The organism is Pseudobutyrivibrio sp. YE44 (genome assembly GCF_900104335.1).
Classification (GTDB): Bacteria; Bacillota; Clostridia; order Lachnospirales; family Lachnospiraceae; genus Pseudobutyrivibrio.
The window spans coordinates 785731-806337 of the sequence record NZ_FMXT01000001.1 but is presented as its reverse complement, the minus strand read 5'-3'; the positions used below and the strand labels follow the sequence as shown (position 1 = coordinate 806337).

Annotated in this window: 22 protein-coding genes; all 22 read left to right on the top strand. The window is 38.3% G+C overall.

Annotation, left to right across the window (positions count from 1 at the left end):
- Positions 1-3 precede the first annotated feature (3 nt).
- The 22 genes from cysW to BLR54_RS03710 all read left to right on the top strand — a co-directional run bounded on the left by cysW (position 4) and on the right by BLR54_RS03710 (position 20607).
- Positions 4-834 (top strand): sulfate ABC transporter permease subunit CysW, encoded by an 831-nt coding sequence (cysW, locus tag BLR54_RS03815; RefSeq protein ID WP_090417082.1) that lies wholly within the window; start codon positions 4-6, stop codon positions 832-834.
- Between the two features lie 13 nt (positions 835-847).
- Positions 848-1909: a sulfate/molybdate ABC transporter ATP-binding protein gene (locus BLR54_RS03810; RefSeq protein ID WP_090417079.1), complete on the top strand. Its 1062-nt coding sequence runs from the start codon at positions 848-850 to the stop codon at positions 1907-1909.
- Positions 1910-1920: 11 nt separating this feature from the next.
- Positions 1921-3651, top strand: coding sequence for an adenylyl-sulfate reductase subunit alpha (locus tag BLR54_RS03805; RefSeq protein WP_090417077.1), 1731 nt, complete (start codon positions 1921-1923; stop codon positions 3649-3651).
- Positions 3648-3959, top strand: coding sequence for a 4Fe-4S dicluster domain-containing protein (locus tag BLR54_RS03800; protein WP_090417075.1), 312 nt, complete (start codon positions 3648-3650; stop codon positions 3957-3959). Before BLR54_RS03805 ends, BLR54_RS03800 begins: the two co-directional genes overlap by 4 nt.
- Before the next feature lie 15 nt (positions 3960-3974).
- Entirely contained in the window at positions 3975-4880 is a 906-nt protein-coding gene (cysD, locus tag BLR54_RS03795; protein WP_090417073.1) for a sulfate adenylyltransferase subunit CysD, read from the top strand.
- Entirely contained in the window at positions 4880-6517 is a 1638-nt protein-coding gene (locus tag BLR54_RS03790; protein ID WP_090417071.1) for a sulfate adenylyltransferase subunit 1, read from the top strand. The genes cysD and BLR54_RS03790 overlap by 1 nt, the downstream gene beginning before the upstream one ends.
- A 189-nt stretch (positions 6518-6706) precedes the next feature.
- Positions 6707-7174, top strand: a complete 468-nt coding sequence (locus tag BLR54_RS03785) for a M67 family metallopeptidase (protein ID WP_090417069.1) — start codon at positions 6707-6709, stop codon at positions 7172-7174.
- Positions 7175-7178: 4 nt separating this feature from the next.
- Entirely contained in the window at positions 7179-8636 is a 1458-nt protein-coding gene (locus BLR54_RS03780; protein WP_090417066.1) for a ThiF family adenylyltransferase, read from the top strand.
- A gap of 58 nt (positions 8637-8694) precedes the next feature.
- Positions 8695-9654, top strand: coding sequence for a family 2A encapsulin nanocompartment shell protein (locus BLR54_RS03775; RefSeq protein WP_090417064.1), 960 nt, complete (start codon positions 8695-8697; stop codon positions 9652-9654).
- A complete protein-coding gene (locus BLR54_RS03770) occupies positions 9641-11272 on the top strand; it encodes a cysteine desulfurase (protein ID WP_090417062.1) in 1632 nt (543 codons plus the stop codon). The genes BLR54_RS03775 and BLR54_RS03770 overlap by 14 nt, the downstream gene beginning before the upstream one ends.
- Positions 11265-12287 (top strand): serine O-acetyltransferase EpsC, encoded by a 1023-nt coding sequence (gene epsC / locus BLR54_RS03765; protein WP_330388132.1) that lies wholly within the window; start codon positions 11265-11267, stop codon positions 12285-12287. The genes BLR54_RS03770 and epsC overlap by 8 nt, the downstream gene beginning before the upstream one ends.
- Positions 12288-12301: 14 nt before the next feature.
- On the top strand, positions 12302-13522 hold the full coding sequence (locus BLR54_RS03760) for an O-acetylhomoserine aminocarboxypropyltransferase/cysteine synthase family protein (protein ID WP_090417059.1): 1221 nt from the start codon (positions 12302-12304) through the stop codon (positions 13520-13522).
- Positions 13523-13533: 11 nt separating this feature from the next.
- On the top strand, positions 13534-14403 hold the full coding sequence (locus BLR54_RS03755) for a 4Fe-4S binding protein (RefSeq protein WP_090417057.1): 870 nt from the start codon (positions 13534-13536) through the stop codon (positions 14401-14403).
- Positions 14404-14442: 39 nt separating this feature from the next.
- Positions 14443-14691: a sulfurtransferase TusA family protein gene (locus BLR54_RS03750; RefSeq protein ID WP_090417055.1), complete on the top strand. Its 249-nt coding sequence runs from the start codon at positions 14443-14445 to the stop codon at positions 14689-14691.
- 1 nt (position 14692) lies between these two features.
- On the top strand, positions 14693-15010 hold the full coding sequence (locus BLR54_RS03745) for a thioredoxin family protein (protein WP_090417053.1): 318 nt from the start codon (positions 14693-14695) through the stop codon (positions 15008-15010).
- A 17-nt stretch (positions 15011-15027) separates the two neighbouring features.
- A complete protein-coding gene (gene thiS / locus BLR54_RS03740; protein ID WP_090417051.1) occupies positions 15028-15234 on the top strand; it encodes a sulfur carrier protein ThiS in 207 nt (68 codons plus the stop codon).
- Positions 15234-16070 (top strand): thiazole biosynthesis adenylyltransferase ThiF, encoded by an 837-nt coding sequence (gene thiF, locus BLR54_RS03735; protein ID WP_090417050.1) that lies wholly within the window; start codon positions 15234-15236, stop codon positions 16068-16070. Before thiS ends, thiF begins: the two co-directional genes overlap by 1 nt.
- Before the next feature lie 49 nt (positions 16071-16119).
- A complete protein-coding gene (locus BLR54_RS03730; protein WP_090417048.1) occupies positions 16120-16554 on the top strand; it encodes a M67 family metallopeptidase in 435 nt (144 codons plus the stop codon).
- 236 nt (positions 16555-16790) lie between these two features.
- Positions 16791-17696 carry a hydroxymethylbilane synthase gene (hemC, locus tag BLR54_RS03725; protein WP_090417046.1) on the top strand — a complete coding sequence of 302 codons (906 nt, stop codon included), beginning with the start codon at positions 16791-16793 and terminating at the stop codon, positions 17694-17696.
- 1 nt (position 17697) lies between these two features.
- On the top strand, positions 17698-19212 hold the full coding sequence (gene cobA, locus BLR54_RS03720) for a uroporphyrinogen-III C-methyltransferase (protein WP_090417044.1): 1515 nt from the start codon (positions 17698-17700) through the stop codon (positions 19210-19212).
- Between the two features lie 14 nt (positions 19213-19226).
- Positions 19227-19820, top strand: coding sequence for a precorrin-2 dehydrogenase/sirohydrochlorin ferrochelatase family protein (locus BLR54_RS03715; protein WP_090417043.1), 594 nt, complete (start codon positions 19227-19229; stop codon positions 19818-19820).
- A 133-nt stretch (positions 19821-19953) separates the two neighbouring features.
- Positions 19954-20607, top strand: a complete 654-nt coding sequence (locus tag BLR54_RS03710; protein WP_090417041.1) for a DUF3990 domain-containing protein — start codon at positions 19954-19956, stop codon at positions 20605-20607.

Genomic DNA, 20607 nt, shown 5'->3' with positions numbered 1-20607 from the left:
AAGATGGAGCTAAGAAAAGAAAATAGAGTATTAAAGTATACGTTGATAACTATCAGTTATTTATTCCTTGGAATATTTTTGATATTGCCTCTTATTTACATTTTGATTACAGCTTTTAAATCTGGAATAGAGACATATGTAATTTCAGTTACAGATGAATATGCCATTAAGGCAGCACTTCTAACAATAGAGGCAACTATTTTTGCAGTTGTAATTAACACTGTGTTTGGACTTTCAGCAGCTTGGCTAATTACAAAATACGCATTTAAAGGGAAGAAGCTACTGTCTACATTCATAGATTTGCCAGTGACAGTTTCTCCTATTATTGCAGGTTTGATTTATGTTCTTACCTTTGGGCGACAAAGCTTTTTGTATCCTATTTTAGATTCATACGGAATACAGATTATATTTGCGGTTCCAGGTATTGTGCTTGCCACCATATTTGTTACATTTCCTTTTATTTCCAGGGAGCTTATTCCAGTTCTTACAGCTCAGGGAAGTGATGAGGAAGAGGCAGCAGCGTTAATGGGAGCAGGGACCTTTCAGATATTTAAGAAGGTTACATTTCCACACATCAAGTGGGCCTTACTCTATGGCGTGGTGCTTTGTACAGCCAGAGCAATGGGTGAGTTTGGCGCAGTTTCAGTACTGTCAGGTCACTTGAGAGGAAAGACAAATACATTGCCACTATACATTGAGCTTTTATATCAGGGATATGATTTCACAGGAGCTTTTGCAGCGTCATCAATCCTTGTTGTGCTGGCAATCATAGTATTGATTCTTAGATTGGTAATTGAAAAGAACGGAAAAAAAGAGTTGGACGTAAACAAGTAGAGGGTGAATAAATATGGCTTATGTAGAACTTCATGATATAAACAAACACTTCAAAAAATTTCATGCGTCAAAGGATATTAACATCTCTATTGAAAAGGGAAAGTTAGTTGCATTACTTGGGCCTTCAGGAAGTGGTAAGACAACTATTCTTAGAATGATAGCAGGTTTGGAAAATCCTGATTCAGGTGAAATCATTATTGATGGGAAGGTGGTAAATAATATACCGGGAAGCGAGAGAGGAATTGGCTTCGTTTTCCAGAGCTATGCTTTGTTCAGATATATGACAGTATATGACAATATTGCCTTTGGACTTAGAGTGAAAAAAGTTCCAGAAAATGAAATAAAAGAAAGAGTTAATGAGCTGTTAGAGCTAATAAATTGCCAGGGGCTTGAAAAAAGATATCCTAGTCAGCTCTCAGGTGGTCAACGTCAACGTGTGGCATTTGCAAGAGCGCTTGCTCCAAATCCGCAGATTCTTCTTTTGGATGAGCCCTTTGCAGCTATTGATGCAAAGGTTAGACTGGAGCTTCGTTCTTGGCTTAGAGAGATGATTACAAAGCTGAACATCACCAGTATATTTGTTACCCATGATCAGGATGAGGCAATTGAGGTTGCTGACGAAATCATCGTTACAAACCAGGGAAGAGTTGAGCAGACAGGAACACCACAGGAGCTATATAAGAATCCTGCTACTCCTTTTGTGGCACAGTTTATAGGAAACTCTACAGAAGTAAAGAACTTTGACCAGTTTAAATATTTTGAAAAGCAGGAAGCGACCCAGGTAGCATATATACGCCCAGAATTTGTAAGTATATTTAAAAAAGGCGAAAGCGTTCAATTTCAACGTTCAGCTGAGGAAGCGGTTGTTGAGGATATTATTTTTAGGGGAAGCAATCTAGAAGTAAAGACCAGACTTCATGGAAATCTGATTTCTGCTATACGAAGTATAAATGATCCAGCAGTTGAGGTGGGAGAAAAGGTTTTTGTATTTATTTATCGATTGTATGTGGTCACAAATGATGAAGTGACGCTTTCAATAAACAGCTCAATTGCGGAGGAGGCTATTGTTATTTAAAAGGAGTTTCTATGAGTAAAAATATTACAGTAGAAGAACTAAACACGGATGTTCTAATAATTGGTGGTGGAACAGCTGGTTGTTATGGTGCTTATATTTTAGGACAAAATGGAAAACATAAGGTCATCATAGCTGAAAAGGCAAACATAAAAAGAAGTGGCTGTCTGGCGGCTGGTGTCAACGCTATTAATGCATATATTACTGAGGGAAGAGTACCGCAGGATTATGTGGATTATTGTAAAAATGATGCTAAGGGAATTGTAAGAGAGGATTTACTCCTTTCTATTTCCCAGGGATTAAATGAGGTTACAAAAAAGCTTGAGGATAATGGGCTGGTTATTCTTAAGGATGAAAATGGAAAATATGTAACCAGAGGAAATAGAAATATAAAAATAAATGGAGAGAATATAAAGCCAATATTGGCGGAAATGGCAAAGAATGCTCCTAATGTAGAAGTGATAAATCACATTAATATTACAGATTTGCTGGTGGCAGGAAATAGAGTACATGGAGCGGTGGGGTTTGATGTTAATAAGGAGAAGGCTTATGTGATTAAGTCAAAAGCGGTGCTTATGGCTACAGGTGGTGCTGCTGGATTATATAGACCCAACAATCCAGGTTTTTCCAGACATAAAATGTGGTATCCGCCATTTAACACAGGTGCTGGTTATGCCATGGGAATAAATTCAGGGGCAGAGATGACCACCCTTGAAATGAGATTTATTGCCCTTAGATGTAAAGATACTATTGCACCAACAGGAACTATTGCTCAAGGCGTAAAGGCCAAGCAGATGAATGGTCTTGGTGAGATTTATGAGACAAAGTACGGTGTTGTAACATGTGAAAGAGTATATGGTACTACGGTTGAAAACGCCAACGGAAGAGGACCTTGTTATCTGAAGACTGATGAGATTTCTTCAGAGCAGGAAGAGGAGCTTTACAAGGCATATTTAAATATGGCTCCATCACAAACTCTTAAATGGATAGAAGGAGGTCAGGGACCAAAATCACAAAACGTCGAAATTGAAGGTACAGAGCCTTATATCGTAGGTGGACATACTGCCAGTGGTTATTGGGTGGATAATGACAGAGCAACAACTGTTAGAGGTTTATTTGCTGCAGGAGATGTGGCAGGCGGTGCACCACAGAAATATGTAACAGGAGCTCTTGTTGAAGGTGAGCTTGCAGCAAAAGGAATTTTGAAGCAGCTTGCTGAAGAAGAGACAGAGACAATTGAGGTTAACTACCAACAAATCCTTGATAGCTACAATAAGCACTTGAACAACGATGCTTCCAATATTTCTATTGAACAAATAGAAGAAGCAATGCAAAAAATAATGGATGAGTATGCTGGCGGTATCAAAAAGAATTATCAGTACAACGAGGCCGGACTTGTTATAGCAAAGAAGTTAATCAATGGATTATTTGAGGTTTTTGGAAAGCTAAAAGCAAATGATACAGATGAATTACTTCAAATATATGAGCTTAGGGATCGACTTATAGTTTGTCTTTCAGTCATAGAGCATCTTAATGCAAGAAAGGAAACTAGATGGCATAGTTTTGCTGAGAATATGTCTCATCCAAATGAGGATAAAGATTATGCATTATATGTTAATTCAGTTAAAACATCAGAGGGTATTAAGATAGTAAAAAGACCTCTTGTGGTAGATGATTATAAACCATTGAAGTTTACCTTTAATGAGGATAACACCATTAACTATGCAGGAGGTGTAGTGCATTGAGTATAAAAATTAATCAGGATAGATGCGTAGGGTGTAAAAGGTGTATTGAGGTTTGTCCAGGAAATCTTATAAAGCTTGAGTCTGGCAAAGCAGCAATCAAAAGAGAACGAGATTGTTGGGGATGTACTTCATGTCTAAAGGAATGCCACAAGCAGGCAATTGAGTTTTTTCTTGGTGCAGATGTAGGCGGTAAGGGAACTGTTCTTACTTTTAAAGAAGAAGGCCCAATTAAACATTGGATATTTACAGGTAACGATGGTGCTACAAAAACAATAGAGATAAACTCTTTGGAATCAAATAAATATTAAGAAGAGAGGAACAATATGAGTAAGTTGACACACTTAGATAAACTGGAAGCTGAAGCAATCTATATCATAAGAGAAGTTGCTGCAGAATGCGAGAAGCCAGTAATGCTTTATTCTATAGGCAAAGACAGTTCTGTTATGCTACATCTGGCATTGAAAGCCTTTTACCCAGAAAAACCACCATTTCCATTTTTGCATGTGAATACAACTTGGAAGTTTAAAGAGATGATTGAGTTCAGGAATCATGTGGCAGAAAAGTATGGTCTCAATATGCTTGAATATATTAATGAGGAAGGTGTAAAGGCGGGGATTAATCCGTTTGACCATGGCAGTGCTTACACTGATATTATGAAGACTCAGGCATTGAAGAAAGCTCTAGATAATTATGGATTTACAGCTGCTTTTGGTGGTGGTAGACGTGATGAGGAAAAATCAAGAGCTAAGGAAAGAATTTTTTCTTTTAGAAATACAGAGCACGCCTGGGATCCTAAGAACCAGCGACCAGAAATGTGGAAGCTTTATAACACAAAGCTTTTTAAAGGCGAGGAGGTTAGAGTGTTCCCTCTTTCTAACTGGACAGAAAAAGATATATGGCAGTACATAAAAAGAGAAAATATCGAAATTCCATCTTTATATTTTGCTAAGGAAAGACCTGTTGTTTATAGAGATGGAAACATAATCATGGTTGACGATGAAAGGTTTGAAAAGAGACTTGCACCTGATGAAAAGATCGAATATAAAAAAGTGCGCTTTAGAACCCTTGGTTGTTATCCACTTACTGGAGGTGTGGAATCCGAGGCAGAAACCTTGGATGAAATCATTGATGAAACCTTAAGTGCAATTTCAAGTGAGAGAACCACGCGTGTTATTGATAATGAGGCGGCAGGTTCTATGGAAAGAAGAAAGAGGGAGGGATATTTCTAATGCAGTTGCTTAAATTTATTACATGCGGAAGTGTTGATGATGGAAAATCTACCCTTATCGGACACATATTATATGATTCAAAATTGCTATATGCAGATCAGGAAAAGGCACTTGAACTTGATTCAAAGGTTGGAAGTCGAGAAGGTAAAATAGATTATTCGCTTTTATTGGATGGTCTCATGGCTGAGCGTGAGCAGGGAATAACAATTGATGTGGCCTATAGATATTTCACCACAGATAAGAGAAGCTTTATTGTTGCAGACACACCGGGGCATGAAGAATATACCAGAAACATGGCGGTGGGAGCATCCTTTGCAGATTTAGCTATTATCCTTATTGATGCAAAGCAAGGCGTTTTAGTTCAGACAAAGCGTCATGCAAGAATATGTTCTTTAATGGGAATAAAGCATTTCGTATTTGCGATAAATAAAATGGATTTGGTGGGATATAGCCAAGAAAGATTTAATGAGATCAGCGCTCAGATTGATGAGCTTGTTAAGGAGCTTAAGCTTGCAAATGTTATCGCAATTCCAGTATCAGCAACCGAAGGTGATAATGTCACAAAGAAATCATCAAATATAACTTGGTATGATGGTCCGGTTTTACTGGAATATCTTGAGAATCTAGAAGTTGATACAAAAACTGAATCAGGCTTTTATCTTCCAGTACAGCGTGTATGCAGACCAAATCACACCTTCAGAGGTTTTCAGGGACAGGTTGAGGCAGGTCAGGCTTCAGTTGGAGATGAAATAACAGTTTTACCTAGTGGTGAGAAAGCTCATATAAAGAGTCTCCTGATTTTGGATAAAGAGGTTCAGGAGATAAGCGAGGGTCAGCCTGTTACCATCCAATTAGATAGAGAGGTTGATGTATCTAGAGGGTGTGTGCTTGTTAAGGAGATTTCAATAAAGCCATCTTCTTCTTTTGAAACTACCTTGCTTTGGATGGATGATGAGAAATTAACACTAGGTAAGAACTTTTACGTAAAGCTTGGTACAAAGCTTATTCCGGGTGTAGTAAATAACATCAGATATACTATTGATGTTAATAGTGGTGAGAAAAGGGAGGCCAATACTCTTAACAAAAATGAAATAGCTGTTTGTGAGATAAAGGTTGCTGATGAAATTGTTCTTGACGCTTTTGATAAGCATAAGACCATAGGTGAGCTTATTCTCATAGATAGAGTTTCAAATATGACTTCAGCCTGTGGTGTTGTAACCCAAGTATATCAGGCAGAAGAAGGAGAAGTTTCAACCTTTATTGATAGAGAGACTCGAGGACAGTGGAAGAATCAGAGAGCAATTACAGTTGAAATTCCAGTGGGAGAAAATGGATTTACTGTTGAATTCGCTCAGAAGGTGGAAAAGGAATTAAGTATCCTTGGACGTCACACTTATTTATATCATCCTGAAAGTTCTCATGGAATACAAGGCGTTGTAAAACATTTAAATGACGCAGGTATCTTAGTAATTTTAGTAGCAGAAAAAACTGTTGATACATCAGTTTTTGACACTACAAGAGGATACTACAAAAATTGGGCAACTAGAAAAAATCACTCTATATCTGATGTTGTTTCATTTATTTACAAAGCGTCCTCTATACATGAGCAAAGTATAGTTTTGGGCGACTTTATATAAAGCTTCATATAGAAGAATTGGGCTGATTCCAATTGGGGTTGGCCCTTTATTTTTGCAAGATTTTGTTGCTATAGATTCTATTGATAACTGGTTATAATTTTTATCCAACAGTAAACCTATTGACCCGATAGGTGAATATATTTATAGTGTTTACAAAGTTATTCAAACGGTACTGGTTGAGGAATACATATGGGCAATGATATCAGGTATCAAAAAGAGGAATTGAAATATGTTGTAGCTGATAGCTTGTGTAAAAGATTAGTTCGTTCAGTTGAAGAGAAATACCCACGTGAAGCCTGCGGAATTATTCTAGGAAAACTACTTGAAAATAATACTATCGTAATTACGAATTATGTATCAGTTGAAAATAGTGATTCAGAATTTGATCAGGATAGGCATTACACTATTAATCCTTTGAAACTGTATAGCTATGAAAATACATTTGCTAAGGATGGTAATGAAATAATCGGTTTTTATCATTCACATCCTGATGCTATAGCTTATCTTTCAGAAGAAGATAAGAAATATATGATTCCTGAACAGCTTTATTTGATATTAGAAGTACAGGCAGGAATAACTCTTCATAGAAATGTTTGGAAAAAAAGTATTGAAGACGATTCCATTAGCAGAGTAAACATCAAGGTTAAGGGAGAATAGATTCATGAAGGTTTATATATCAGCAACACTAAGAACTTTTTTTGATAAAACAGCACAGACTGAGATTGAGGGAAAAACAGTTGGAGAAATATTAAAGGGATTAACTGATGAATACCCTGAGTCAAAAAAAGGATTATATGATGACGATGGAAAGCTTAGAAGCTTTATCAGGATATTTGTAAACGACGAAGATTTTACAGATGTATCTCGTCATAAGGAAAAGTTAAGTGAGAACTCTGAGGTTTTACTTCTTCCACTTATAGCAGGAGGAAAGCCAAGCGATAGCATTATTTCAGATGAACGCCAAAAGGAAATATCTATTGATGAAAAAGGAATCGAGCGTTTCAATAAGCATTTAATGCTTCGAGAGATTAGCGTTAAAGGGCAGAAGAGAATAAAGGCTGCAAAGGTTGTTGTAATTGGTGCAGGTGCTCTTGGCTCAGCAGCTATCCAGTATCTAGCAGCAGCTGGGGTAGGAACAATTAAGGTTATTGATCACGATAAGGTAGAGCTTGGAAATCTTCAGAGTCAGGTCATTCACGGGGCGAGAGATGTAAATAGACCAAAAGTTGCATCGGCACGAGATACTATCAGAAATATTGATAGAAGCATTGAGGTGATTGACGAGAATCAACAGCTTACTGCTGAAAATGCTATTGATTTAATTGATGGCTTCGATTTGGTTTTAGATTGTACGGATAATTATAAAGCCAGATATCTGATTAATGATGCCTGTATATTGGCAGGTATTCCTTTGGTATTTGCATCAATTTATCAGTATGAGGGATTGGTAAGTGTATTTAACTACAAAGGTGGTCCATGTCTTAGATGTCTCTTTCCAGCACCACCATCACCAGGACTTGTTCCAACATGTACAGAGGGAGGATCAATCAGTCCGCTAGGAGGAATAATAGGAAGTATTCAGGCAAATGAGGCTCTGAAACTAATAATAGGAATCGGTGAACATTTAGATGGAAAGCTACTAACCTTTGACAGCCTTAATCTGAAGTCAAGGGTTGTAAATATAGATAAGGATTGTGATTGTCCAATATGTGGTTTGAATAAAACCATTACAGAAATCGTTGATTTTGATTATGAAGATTTCTGTGGATTAAAGGAAGATGAGACAGAGATTCCTGTGGAAGGCTTTACAGCTGATGAATTTGCAAAACGTTTAGAGGAAGAAGTACCTATGACAATCATTGATGTGAGGGAACCTCACGAGCGCGCAATTCTTCGATTCCCAGGTGCAGTTGTTATTCCTATAGGTCAGCTGGCTAGACGACAGAAGGAATTAAATCCAGATATAGACACAGTATTTATATGTAAGGAAGGAAAACGTAGTATTCTCGCAATCAATACCCTTAGAGAAGCGGGATATGAAGGTCCGTTGTACAACCTGAAGGGAGGAATTGAAGGAATGAAGGATATTATTTTCTCTCATGAAGCAGGTTTGTTGTAGGGCATATGCTCATAAGAGCTTTAACATATGTCAAATATTTTTATAAAGGAGAGTAATGATGGCAAAAGAAACAGAAGTAAAAGACACTGGTATTAATGCCCTTGGAGCAAAAGCGGCATATAACCTGGCTAATGTCACAAAAACAAAGCCTCAGTACGGAGCACTTACACCAAAGTGGCTTACAAAATTCCTTGAGTTTAAGGGATTAGAGACAGGTATTTTTCGCGTGAACAAGGTTGTAGAAGGTGAGACCCCTCTTGATGTGCTTTGCAGCCAGACAAAGAAGTCAGATATTATTCCTGACGGTTATGTAGAGTACGAGACTGAGCCAAGAGAATATCAGCTTAATTCAATTTCTACAATCATCAACATCAACACAGCAATCGAAGATGTTTACAGTGCACCTTATGATCAGGTTCAGGAGCAGTTATCTCTTGCAATCGAGTCACTTCGTGAACGTCAGGAGAGCCAGCTTATCAACAACGATGATTATGGTCTCTTAAAGAACATTGCAGATTCACAGCGTATTCAGACAAGAAATGGTGCACCAACACCTGACGATTTGGATGAACTCATTTCAAAAGTATGGAAGGAGCCTTCATTCTTCCTTGCACATCCAAGAGCTATTGCAGCTTTTGAAAGAGAATGTACAAAGCGTGGTGTTCCACCTGTTGTTGCAAATATCGCTGGTGGTACATTCCTTACATGGAGAGGAATTCCTATCATTCCTACAGACAAGCTTCTTGTAGATGGTCTTAAGAATCCTACTTCACAGAGTGGAAAGACAAACATTCTTCTAATCCGTACAGGCGAGGCTAAGCGCGGAGTTATTGGTCTTTTCCAGGCAAATCTTAAGAATGAACACTCAAGAGGACTTTCAGTTCGCTTTAGAGGAATTGATGATAAAGGAGTTGCATCTTATCTACTTTCATTGTATTGCTCAGCTGCTATTCTTGCAGATGACGCTATTGCAGTTTTGGAAGATGTAGAGGTAGGTGAGTACTATGACTACGACTAATCCATACGCCGTAACAGAGCAAAGCCTGGGATTACCTAGTGCGGCAGAACTCGAGAGCATTGCAAACCAGCTGTTTGGTGGTGCTGAACCTGTTCAGGCACAGACACCAGAAACAACAGAGTCAATTACTCCAGTTGAGCCAGTAATTTCTTCAGCCCCAGAATTGCAGGCGGTCCCTGAGTCTTCTTATGGTAGCTATAGTGATTTTGATTGGGAACATCCTTTCGCAGATGCAGTAACTCAAGCAGTCGCACCTGCACCTAGCTATACTCCGCAGGTACAGTCCAAAGAACAGGCTGCAGAAAGTGACAGGAGAATTGATGTTGCAACAAGCCACAGAGAGGGTGATGTAGTAACTAGCAAGACAACCTCAGAGCGTCCTACATCAAGGAACGACAGTATTCGTATTGGTAGTAAAACTCTTGCTCAGATTAGAGATGATTTCCCAATTCTTTCTGAGAAAATCAATGGAAATCCACTGGTATGGCTTGACAATGGTGCTACTACACAAAGACCTCAAGCGGTAATAGATAGACTTTCATACTATTATCAGCACGAAAATTCGAATGTACACCGTGGAGCACATGCACTTGCGGCACGTTCTACTGATGCTTATGAGGCAGCTAGAGACACAGTAAGAGACTTTATTGGAGCAGGAAGTTCAGATGAGATTATCTTTGTTCGTGGTACTACAGAGGCTATCAACTTGGTTGCTAATGCATATGTGAAGCCAACTTTACAGCCAGGAGATGAAATAATTGTTTCCATTCTTGAGCACCATGCCAATATTGTTCCTTGGCAGCTAATAGCTCAAAAGACCGGTGCGGTAATTAAGGTTATTCCTTGTGATGAAACAGGTCAGCTTATTCTTTCAGAATACGAAAAGTTGTTTACAAAGAATACAAAGTTTGTAGCTGTAACACATGTTTCAAATGTTCTTGGAACAGTTACACCTGTAGAGGAGCTTATAGCAATTGCACATAGACATGGGGTTCGAATCTTAATAGATGGTGCTCAGTCTGTGGCACATATTCCTGTTAATGTTAGAGCGCTTGATGCTGATTTCTTTGTATTCTCAGGACATAAGATTTTTGCACCAACTGGAATTGGTGTTGTTTATGGAAAACGAGAGTTGCTTGAGGCAGCTGAGCCATACCACGGCGGTGGAAACATGATTGCAGATGTTACCTTTGAGCGTACCATCTACAATGGTGCTCCAAACAAGTTTGAGGCCGGTACAGGAAGTATTGCTGATGCAGTAGGACTTGGCGCAGCTCTTAACTATCTTTCAGAGATTGGTATGCCATGCATTTATAGATGGGAGCACGAGCTTCTTCAGTATGCTATGAAAGAGATGAAACAGATTAAGGGCCTTACACTTATTGGCACAGCTTTAAATAAGGCGTCAGTTTTATCCTTCAAGCTTGATGGATATTCAGATGAAGAGGTTGGAAAACGTCTTGATAGTTATGGCATTGCTGTAAGAACTGGTCATCATTGTGCCCAGCCTGTCCTTAGACATTTTGGATATGAGGGTTCAGTAAGACCAACACTTGCACTTTATAATTCGCCAGATGACATTGATGCACTTGTAAAAGTGCTTAGAACTTTTGCATAAATTGATTTTGCTGTCTGCCTTCTTGGCAGATAGCAAAGCTTTTGAGGATGAGGTTATGGATGAATTTATTAGAGAAGATGAAATTGACGGTTTAGTTCGAAGAGTATTAGCAGACTTTGAAGGCGGAAAGAATATTGATATTCTTGATATTTTTAGCAAGCCCGATAAGGATGAGGTAAGAGAGCTTGTGGATAATCTTTTTAAGATTGTTTTTCCAGGCTACTTCAGACATAGAACCTTTAAAATATATAATCCTAAAAATAGTTTTGCTGTAACTATAGAGGATATCTTTTATCACTTGAATAAGCAGATTATTCTTGCGCTTGATTATTGTAACCTTAGAGGAACAATGACAGAGGAGGAACGCAAACTTGAGAGTTATCGTATATGCGTAGCCTTTTTTGAGCGTATTCCTCTTATCAGAGAATATGTAGAGACAGATTTATTGGCGGCCTTTGATGGTGATCCTGCTGCAGGATGTTTGGAAGAAATCATTCTTGCTTATCCAGGAATTATGGCTACAACAGTTTATCGATTGGCCCATGAGCTTTATTTGTTAAAGGTACCTGTGATACCTCGTCTTATGACGGAATATGCTCATTCAGAAACAGGTATTGATATTCATCCGGGAGCTACAATAGGAAAGTATTTCTTTATTGATCATGGAACAGGAATAGTAGTAGGAGAGACAGCTGTAATAGGCAAGAATGTAAAGATTTATCAAGGTGTTACAGTAGGTGCTCTTTCTACCAGAGGTGGACAGAAGCTTTCTGGAAAGAAGCGTCATCCAACTATTGGTGATAATGTAACTATTTATGCGGGAGCATCTATTCTTGGAGGAGAAACTGTAATCGGGGAAAATTCTGTCATAGGAGGTAACACCTTTATCACAGCTTCAGTTCCACCTGATACCAGAGTCAGCATGAAGAACCCTGAGATGGAATATCGAACAACAGGAAATAAGCGAGTTGTTGAGGAAGTGCCACAAAGTGAAGAGTGGTACTACATTATTTAAAGCGAGGTGATTTGGTGGGATTTAATACAGATTTATTACATGCAGGAGTCATCAAGGACTCAAAAGGGGCAACATTGCCACCCATATATCAAAGCAGTGCCTTTGACCAAGAAACTGCAGAGGATTTAGCAGGAATATTTGGAGGAAGGAAAATGGGATTTTGCTACACAAGAGTGGCAAACCCAACGGTAAGTGCTTTTGAGGAGCGAATCACGAAGTTAGAAGGTGGACTTGCTTCGGTGGCTTGTGCATCAGGAATGGCTGCAATATCAATGGCACTTCTTAACATTCTTCAGGCGGGAGATGAGATTATCTCAAGTGCTAGCCTTTATGGTGGCTCAATTGATTTATTCAGAGATATAGAAGCCTTTGGAATAAAAACAGTTTACGTAAAGAACAACGATTGGGAGGCAATCGAAGACGCATTTACGGATAAGACCAAGGTGGTATTTGCAGAGACCATCGGGAATCCCTGTTTGGACGTAACAGATATTGATAAGCTTGCTGAAATATCACATTCACATGGAGTGCCACTGTTAATGGACAACACTACAGCAACACCTTATCTGATAAAAGCTATAGAACATGGTGCTGATATAGTAGTGAACTCATCTTCTAAATATATAAATGGAAGTAGTAATTCTATTAGTGGTGTGCTTACAGATAGCGGTCATTTCAAATGGACGAAGGAAAGATATCCGGTCCTTGGAGAGTATCTTAAGTTTGGACAGTTTGCGTATATAAGTAAGCTTCGAAATGGATTGTACAGAAATGTTGGCGTTTGCTTATCACCATTTAACGCATATTTGAATTTGATAGGTGTTGAAACACTTGGGCTTCGAATGAAGCAGCAATGTGAAAACGCATATGCCTTAGCCAAGTGGTTTGAGGACAACTACTCAGGTATTAAAGTAAATTACCCAGGGCTTGCTTCTAGCAAGTGGCATGACATAGCGGAGAAAGAATTAACCGGTGGCTATGGTGGAATAATTACTATCAGAGTAGGAAGTAAGGAAAAGGCATTTTCGATAATGAATAAGCTAAAGATTCCATATATCCTCTCAAATATTGGTGATACAAAAACCCTGGTTGTTCACCCTTCATCAACGATTTCACTTCACAGCACCGAAAAAGAGTTGGAGGATTCAGGAGTATTCGAAGATTTAATTCGTATATCCGTTGGAATCGAAGATGTTGAAGATTTAATAGAAGATTTTAAGCAAGCTATAGAGTAAAGGAGTTTGAAATGGCAGAAAAAATTGATTATAAGGCACTGAAGGCTGGCGGCTTCATGACTCAAGTGCAAAAGGGATATGGATCCTTAAGACTTGCAGTTGTAGGTGGTAATTTTGAAACTTCAGCATTAAAGGTAGTTGCTGAGGTGGCAGAAAAATATGGACATGGATACATCCATATGACATCCCGTCAGGGAATTGAAATTCCATTTATTCATGTTAATGATTTGGAAAATGTAAAGAAGGAGCTTGAGGAAGGCGGAGTTTTCACTGGTGTCTGCGGTCCAAGAGTAAGAACTATCACAGCTTGTCAGGGTAAGGAGATTTGTCCTTCAGGCTGTATTGATACATACACATTAGCCCAGGAGCTAAATGATAGATATTTTGGTAGAGAGCTTCCACATAAGTTTAAGTTTGGTGTAACTGGCTGTCAGAACAACTGCCTTAAGGCAGAGGAAAATGATGTTGGAATCAAGGGCGGAATGACAGTTGAGTATAAAGAAGATGCATGTATTTCTTGCGGTGTCTGCGTAAAGGCATGTCGTGAGTCTGCACTAAGAATGGAGGATGGCAAGGTCACAATCGACAGAAGCAAGTGTAACAACTGTGCTCGCTGTGTAAAGAGCTGTCCAACCGATGCTTGGGAAGGAACACCAGGATACATCGTATCTTTTGGAGGAACCTTCGGTAATAAGATTTATAAAGCAGAGGAGCTTCTTCCAATCATCCGTGACAAGGAGACATTATTCCGTGTCACAGATGCAGCAATCTCGTATTTCGAGAAAAATGCTAAACCTAGTGAACGATTTAGGGCCACATTACAGAGACTTGGTGATGAGGGTCTTAAAGAAGAAATACAAAAAGCTTATGAAAATGTATAAATAGCCGTAACAGGCGAGTGAAAGACAAGGAGGTTAATTATGGCAGATGTATTAGAGTTTGATGAGAAGATTGATATCACAGATAAGGTGTGCCCTTTGACATTCGTTACTGCAAAGGTTGCAATTGAGGAATTAGATGATGGTCAGGTTTTGGCTATTCGTTTAAATGATGGTGAGCCAGTACAGAATGTACCTCGTTCATTTAAAGAGGATGGACATCAGGTTCTTAAGCTTGATGATAATGAGGATGGAACCTACACATTATATGTAAGAAAAGTGGAGGAATAATATGGCATCTAGAATTTATGTTGATAACTTTAAAGATAAGGTTATAGAGAGTGAACTTCCAGTATTGGTGGATTTTTATTCAGACTCATGTGTAGCCTGTAAAAAGCTTGCTCCAATTTTATGTGAGCTTGAGGAAGACTATGAGGGAAAGCTTAATGTCTTTAAGGTAAACACAAATTATGATCAGATTTTGGCACAGAAATATGAAGTACTTTCAAATCCTACCTTAATTCTTTTCAAGGATGGTAAGGATATTGGAAAGCAGATTGGTGCAAAGGATTATGATGATTTAACAGATTGGATTGACGCAAATATTTAACAGGGAGGATTAGTAAAATGACAATAACAGTTGCTGGAGAGAAGAAAGAATATAAGGAAGGCTTAACACTTCCAGAGCTAATTGAGCTTGAGGATGTTGAGACTCCACAGTATGTTACTGTTTCAATTAACGACGAGTTTGTTGCAACAGAGGATAAGGAAAAGACAGTTCTTAAAGAAGGTGACTCAGTAGAGTTCTTGTATTTCATGGGAGGCGGACAGTAATGGCAATGACAGACGAGCAAATCGAACGCTATAGCCGCCACATCATTCTTAAGGAGGTTGGTGCAAAAGGTCAAAAAAAACTTCTTAACGCAAAGGTACTTATTATTGGTGCAGGCGGACTTGGCGCACCAGCTGCAATGTATTTGGCAGCGGCAGGTGTAGGAACAATTGGTATTGTAGATGCTGATGAAGTTGATTTATCAAATCTTCAACGTCAAATTATTCATAGCACAGCTGATATTGGAAAACCAAAGGTAAAGTCAGCTAAAGAGACTATGAATGCAATGAATCCGGATGTGGAAGTAAAGACTTACCACATGTTTGTAGATTCAACAAATATTAGAGAATTAGTTCGTGAATACGATTTTATAATCGATGGAACAGACAATTTCCCAGCTAAGTTTTTGATTAACGATGCATGTGTAATGGAAAAGAAGCCATTCAGCCATGCAGGAATTATTCGTTTTAAGGGGCAGCTTATGACATATGTTCCAGGGGAAGGTCCATGTTATCGATGCGTATTCAAGAATCCACCACCAAAGGACGCAGTACCTACTTGTAAACAGGCAGGTGTAATCGGTGCAATGGGTGGTGTTATTGGTTCACTTCAGGCCATGGAGGCAGTTAAATATATTGTAGGCGTTGGAAAGCTTCTTACTGGTTACCTACTTACATATGATGCTGTAAACCAGGAATTCAGGAAGGTAAAGCTTCCATCTGATAATAGCGGTTGCGCTGTTTGTGGTGCCCATCCAACCATCACAGAACTCATTGACTACGAGCAGGAGGTCTGCGAAGAAACAGCAGGACGTTTTGAAACAAAGGAAAATCAATAAGCCTTCTCCTTGAGGAGAAGGTGCCCCTGTGGGGCGGATGAGGTGTTTTATGAGTATTATTAGGATAGACTATAAGTTATACGATGACGTAATAAAATACGCCAAGGAACATCTTCCAGAGGAGGCCTGCGGACTTATCGCAGGCACCGAGGATGAAGATGGAAACAGAGTAATAGAAAAAATATATTTCCTTGAGAATATTGACCATGCCGAAGATCACTTCACACTTGACCCAAAGGATCAAATGGCAGCAATAAAGGATATTCGCACTCTTGGTCTAAAGCAGCTTGGAAATTGGCACTCTCATCCAGAGTCGCCATCACGTCCATCTGAGGAAGACATACGTCTTTCCTTTGATTCAAAGGCAAGCTATATGATTCTTTCTCTTATGGCAGAAAATCCTGTACTTAACAGTTACCATGTCGAAAATGGTCAGTATACCAAGGAAGATTTGAGAATCATTTCCGAGGATTATTTCTACTAGTTTATAAAGCTTTTTGACTAATTTTATGCACTCATAAGTTCTAAATTCATAAGTATTCTTCAAAGCTCTGGTCATTTTTGCGGAACTCGCTTCGCTCAAACAGTCCTCAAAATGACCATTTCAGAATACTTATTTATTAAGAACTTATGGTTAATTGTATTAAAATTAGTTAAAAAGCTTTTATAAACTATATAGATATGATAGCGTTAAATAAAAAAAATTTGGCGGTATACGAAATGCATATAAAAATAGGAACACGTGGTTCAAAGCTTGCCCTTGCTCAGACAAATTATGTTATTGAGAAACTTAAGAAGGCTTTTCCTGAAAATGAATATGAAGTAGTTATTATTAAAACTACTGGAGATAAAGATCAGACAAGACCTTTGGATCAGATTGGTTCAAAGGGGCTTTTTGTAGACGAAATTGAGCGAGCATTGCTTGCTGATGAAATTCAGTTGGCAGTTCACTCTATGAAGGATATGCCATCTGAACAGCCAGAGGGTCTTACCTTTGCAAAGTCTTGGAAGCGTGAAGATGCAAGGGATGTTTTGATTCTAAAAGAGGGAAAAACACTCTCTGATTTGCCAAAGGGGGCAAATGTTGCTACAGGTAGCAAGAGAAGAAGCTATCAGCTACTTAAGCTTCGTCCTGATATCAATATCTTTCCTATTAGAGGAAATATTGATACCAGAATTAATAAATTGAAAAATGGACTTGCTGACGGCACTAGACTTGATGGAATTATTCTTGCTGCAGCAGGTTTGAATAGATTAAGCATAGAGAATGAAAATCTATATTACTTTGATATAGATGAAATGATTCCATCACCAGCCCAGGGAACACTTGCTATTGAGATTAAATCCGCAAATACGAAATTACTTGAGATGGTAAATTCTCTATCTGATGAAGTGACAAATAATATTTCATTTTTGGAGAGAGGATTCCTTGAGAAAATTGGTGGGGATTGTCATCTTCCAATCGGTGCATATGCATCAAAAGAAGAGGAGGGTTATGTACTAAAGACACTCTTTGGAAATGAAGATGGAAGTAAATTGGCCACTGCTGTAGTTTCTGCAGAAGAGCCAACTGAAGATATGATAGATAAAGCTGTGGAGGATATTAGAAAGCAGCTGGAGGATTAGAATGAGTTATTTAGGCAATGTTGTTTTGCTGGGGGCAGGCCCTGGAGAGATAGGGCTCCTTACCCTTAAAGGATTAGAATATATAAAAAAAGCAGATTGCATTATATATGACAGATTGCTCAATAAGGATTTATTAGCTTTTGCGCCAGATGGATGTGAGAAGATTTTTGTTGGTAAGGAAAATCATTTTCATACCATGACTCAGGATAAGATTAATGAGTTGCTCTTTGAGAAGGCAAAAGAACATACGCTTATAGTTCGACTTAAGGGCGGTGATCCATATGTTTTTGGTCGAGGTGGAGAAGAGGCTTTGTATTTGAAAGAGCGAGGAGTAAAGGTAGAAGTAGTACCTGGAATTAGTTCTTCAATTGCCGCTTTATCTGCCTCGGGAATTCCTATTACACATCGTGGACTATCAAAGGGGTTTCAGGTTATTACAGCACACAGCAAAAAGGATCAGCTTGCTGATATAGATTACAGTCAGCTTACTGATGAATCGGTGACTTATGTATTTTTAATGGGACTTTCTCATGTAGGTGAGATTGCAGAAGGACTTATGGCAGCTGGCAGAAGCCGTGACACAAAGGCGGCAGTTGTTTCAAGTGGTACCACAAATCATCAGAAAAAGGTGGTAGGTACATTATCTGATATAGATGCTAAGGTGAAGGCTGCTGATTTACAGTCACCGGCAATCATTGTAGTGGGTGATGTAGTTAGTCTTTCAGAGGAGCTTAATTTCTTTGAGGAGAGACCTTTCTTTGGAAAGAAGTATTTCCTTCCTGTAATCAAATCATTTAATTATTCATTAGCAGGATATGAGGAGAATACAGGAATAAATGAATTAGAGAAGAGTTTAACTTCAAAGGGAGCAGAGGTAGTAGCTGTCACAGCAGGAACAATAGCACCGATTAAATGTGACCTTTCATTTTTTGATTCTCTTTCGGAGGATAATTGTATCGTATTTACCAGCGCAAACGGTGTGAAGTCCTTTTTCTGGAATTTGTATGAGATAGCAGGACTTGATGTGCGAGCTATGGGAAAGGCTAAGTTTGCTGCCATTGGTCAAAAGACTGCCGATGTTTTACGCAGCTTTGGCTTTAGAGCAGATTTCATTTCTGAAAAGCAAAATGGCGAAGATTTGGCTGCTCTTTTAAATGAAAAGCTTGAAGCTGGCACTAGCATATACTGGTTATGCCAAAAGTCTTCATCAGAATATTTTGAGGGCAATATATCAAACCAGTTCAATCTTAATAAGATATACTGCTACGAAAATGTTGAGTCAGATGTAGAAGTTACAGATGCTTTATTAGCTCAGGTTGCTTCATGTGATGGTGCAATTTTTACAAGTGGAAGTAATGCGGCTTTTGCAATAAAGCTTTTAGGTGAACATTTACCTAAAGCTATCTATTCAATTGGCCCAGCATGCTCTAAGAGGATTGAAACATCTGGATTTGTTGTTACAGCAGAGGCAACAGTCTCTTCTTATGATGGAGTGATCAAGTGTATTAACAACTAGGTGGTGGTGTAGCTATGGCATATTTTCCAATGATGATTAATATTGAAAGCAAGCCAGTTCTAGTAATTGGTGGAAATGCAGAAGGTCTTAAAAAGATAAAAGTACTTAAAGATTTTGGAGCTGAAGTTACTCTTATTGCATTAGAGGCTTTTCTAGAGGCTAAGGAGTTGGCTGATAAATATTATGAAAAATGCTTTGAAGATATAGATATAAATGAATCAGATTTTGCGCTCATAGTCTCAGCAGTAAATGACAGAGAGCTTGATAAACGTATTTACGAACTGGCTCAGGAAAAATCGATTCCAATAAATGTTGTTGATGATGTGGAGCTTTGTACATTCATTTTCCCTGCAATTGTACAAGAAGAGGATGTAGTAGTGGCTGTCTCATCAGGGGGCAAGAGTCCTTTTGTGGCTAAGCATATCAAAAAGTTAATTCAGGATATTCTTCCTAAAAACATCGGAGAGATAAATAATCATATGGGAGAATACAGACAAAAGGTTAAGCAACAGTCTTCGAATCAAAAACAAAGACGGGAAGCTTTGAAGCAGGAATTTGATAGATGTATAATAGGTAATATAAAACGTGACGATAGTATAGTTTTGTAAAAAACATATGGATGAGTTTTAGATTTTTTTAACCAGGTATAACACAGTTTATGCTTGGTTATTTTTATACTCTTGAAACTATACTTCTGTGGAGTTATAATATATATACTTCTAAGGAAGTATAGGGGGCTATATGGATAAGCTGGTTTTATATCATGGTTCAGAAAAAATTATAGAGAAACCATTGTATAATGGCGGAAAAATCAATAATGATTATGGACAGGGCTTTTATTGTACCAAGCATATTGAGCTTGCTAAGGAATGGGCAGTAGATACTAATCGTCCTGGTATTGTTAATTCCTATGATTTTAATACCAAGGGGTTGAATTTTTTGGATTTAAATAGTAGTGAGTATTCTATATTACATTGGTTGACTGTTTTATTGGAACACCGTGATGTCAGGATAAACACACCTATAGCTCAAGATGGCTTGGAATATTTAAAAAGAAACTATCATGTAGATATAGATGGATATGATTACATTGTTGGATACAGAGCTGATGATTCTTATTTTTCATTTGCAAGAGCATTTATTTCAAACTCAATCAGTATTTCACAGTTGGAGAAAGCTATGTACTTAGGTGATCTTGGAAAGCAGTATTTCATCAAGAGTGAAAAGGCTTTTTCTAAATTGAAATTTATTGAAGCCATTCCTGTAGATTATGATGACTATTATCCTAAGAAAGTGTCTAGAGATATGGGTGCAAGAGAAAGCTTTAATAATATAACAAATACCATGGATAAAGATGGAGTATATCTTTTAGATTTAGTAAGAAAGGAGCAGTAG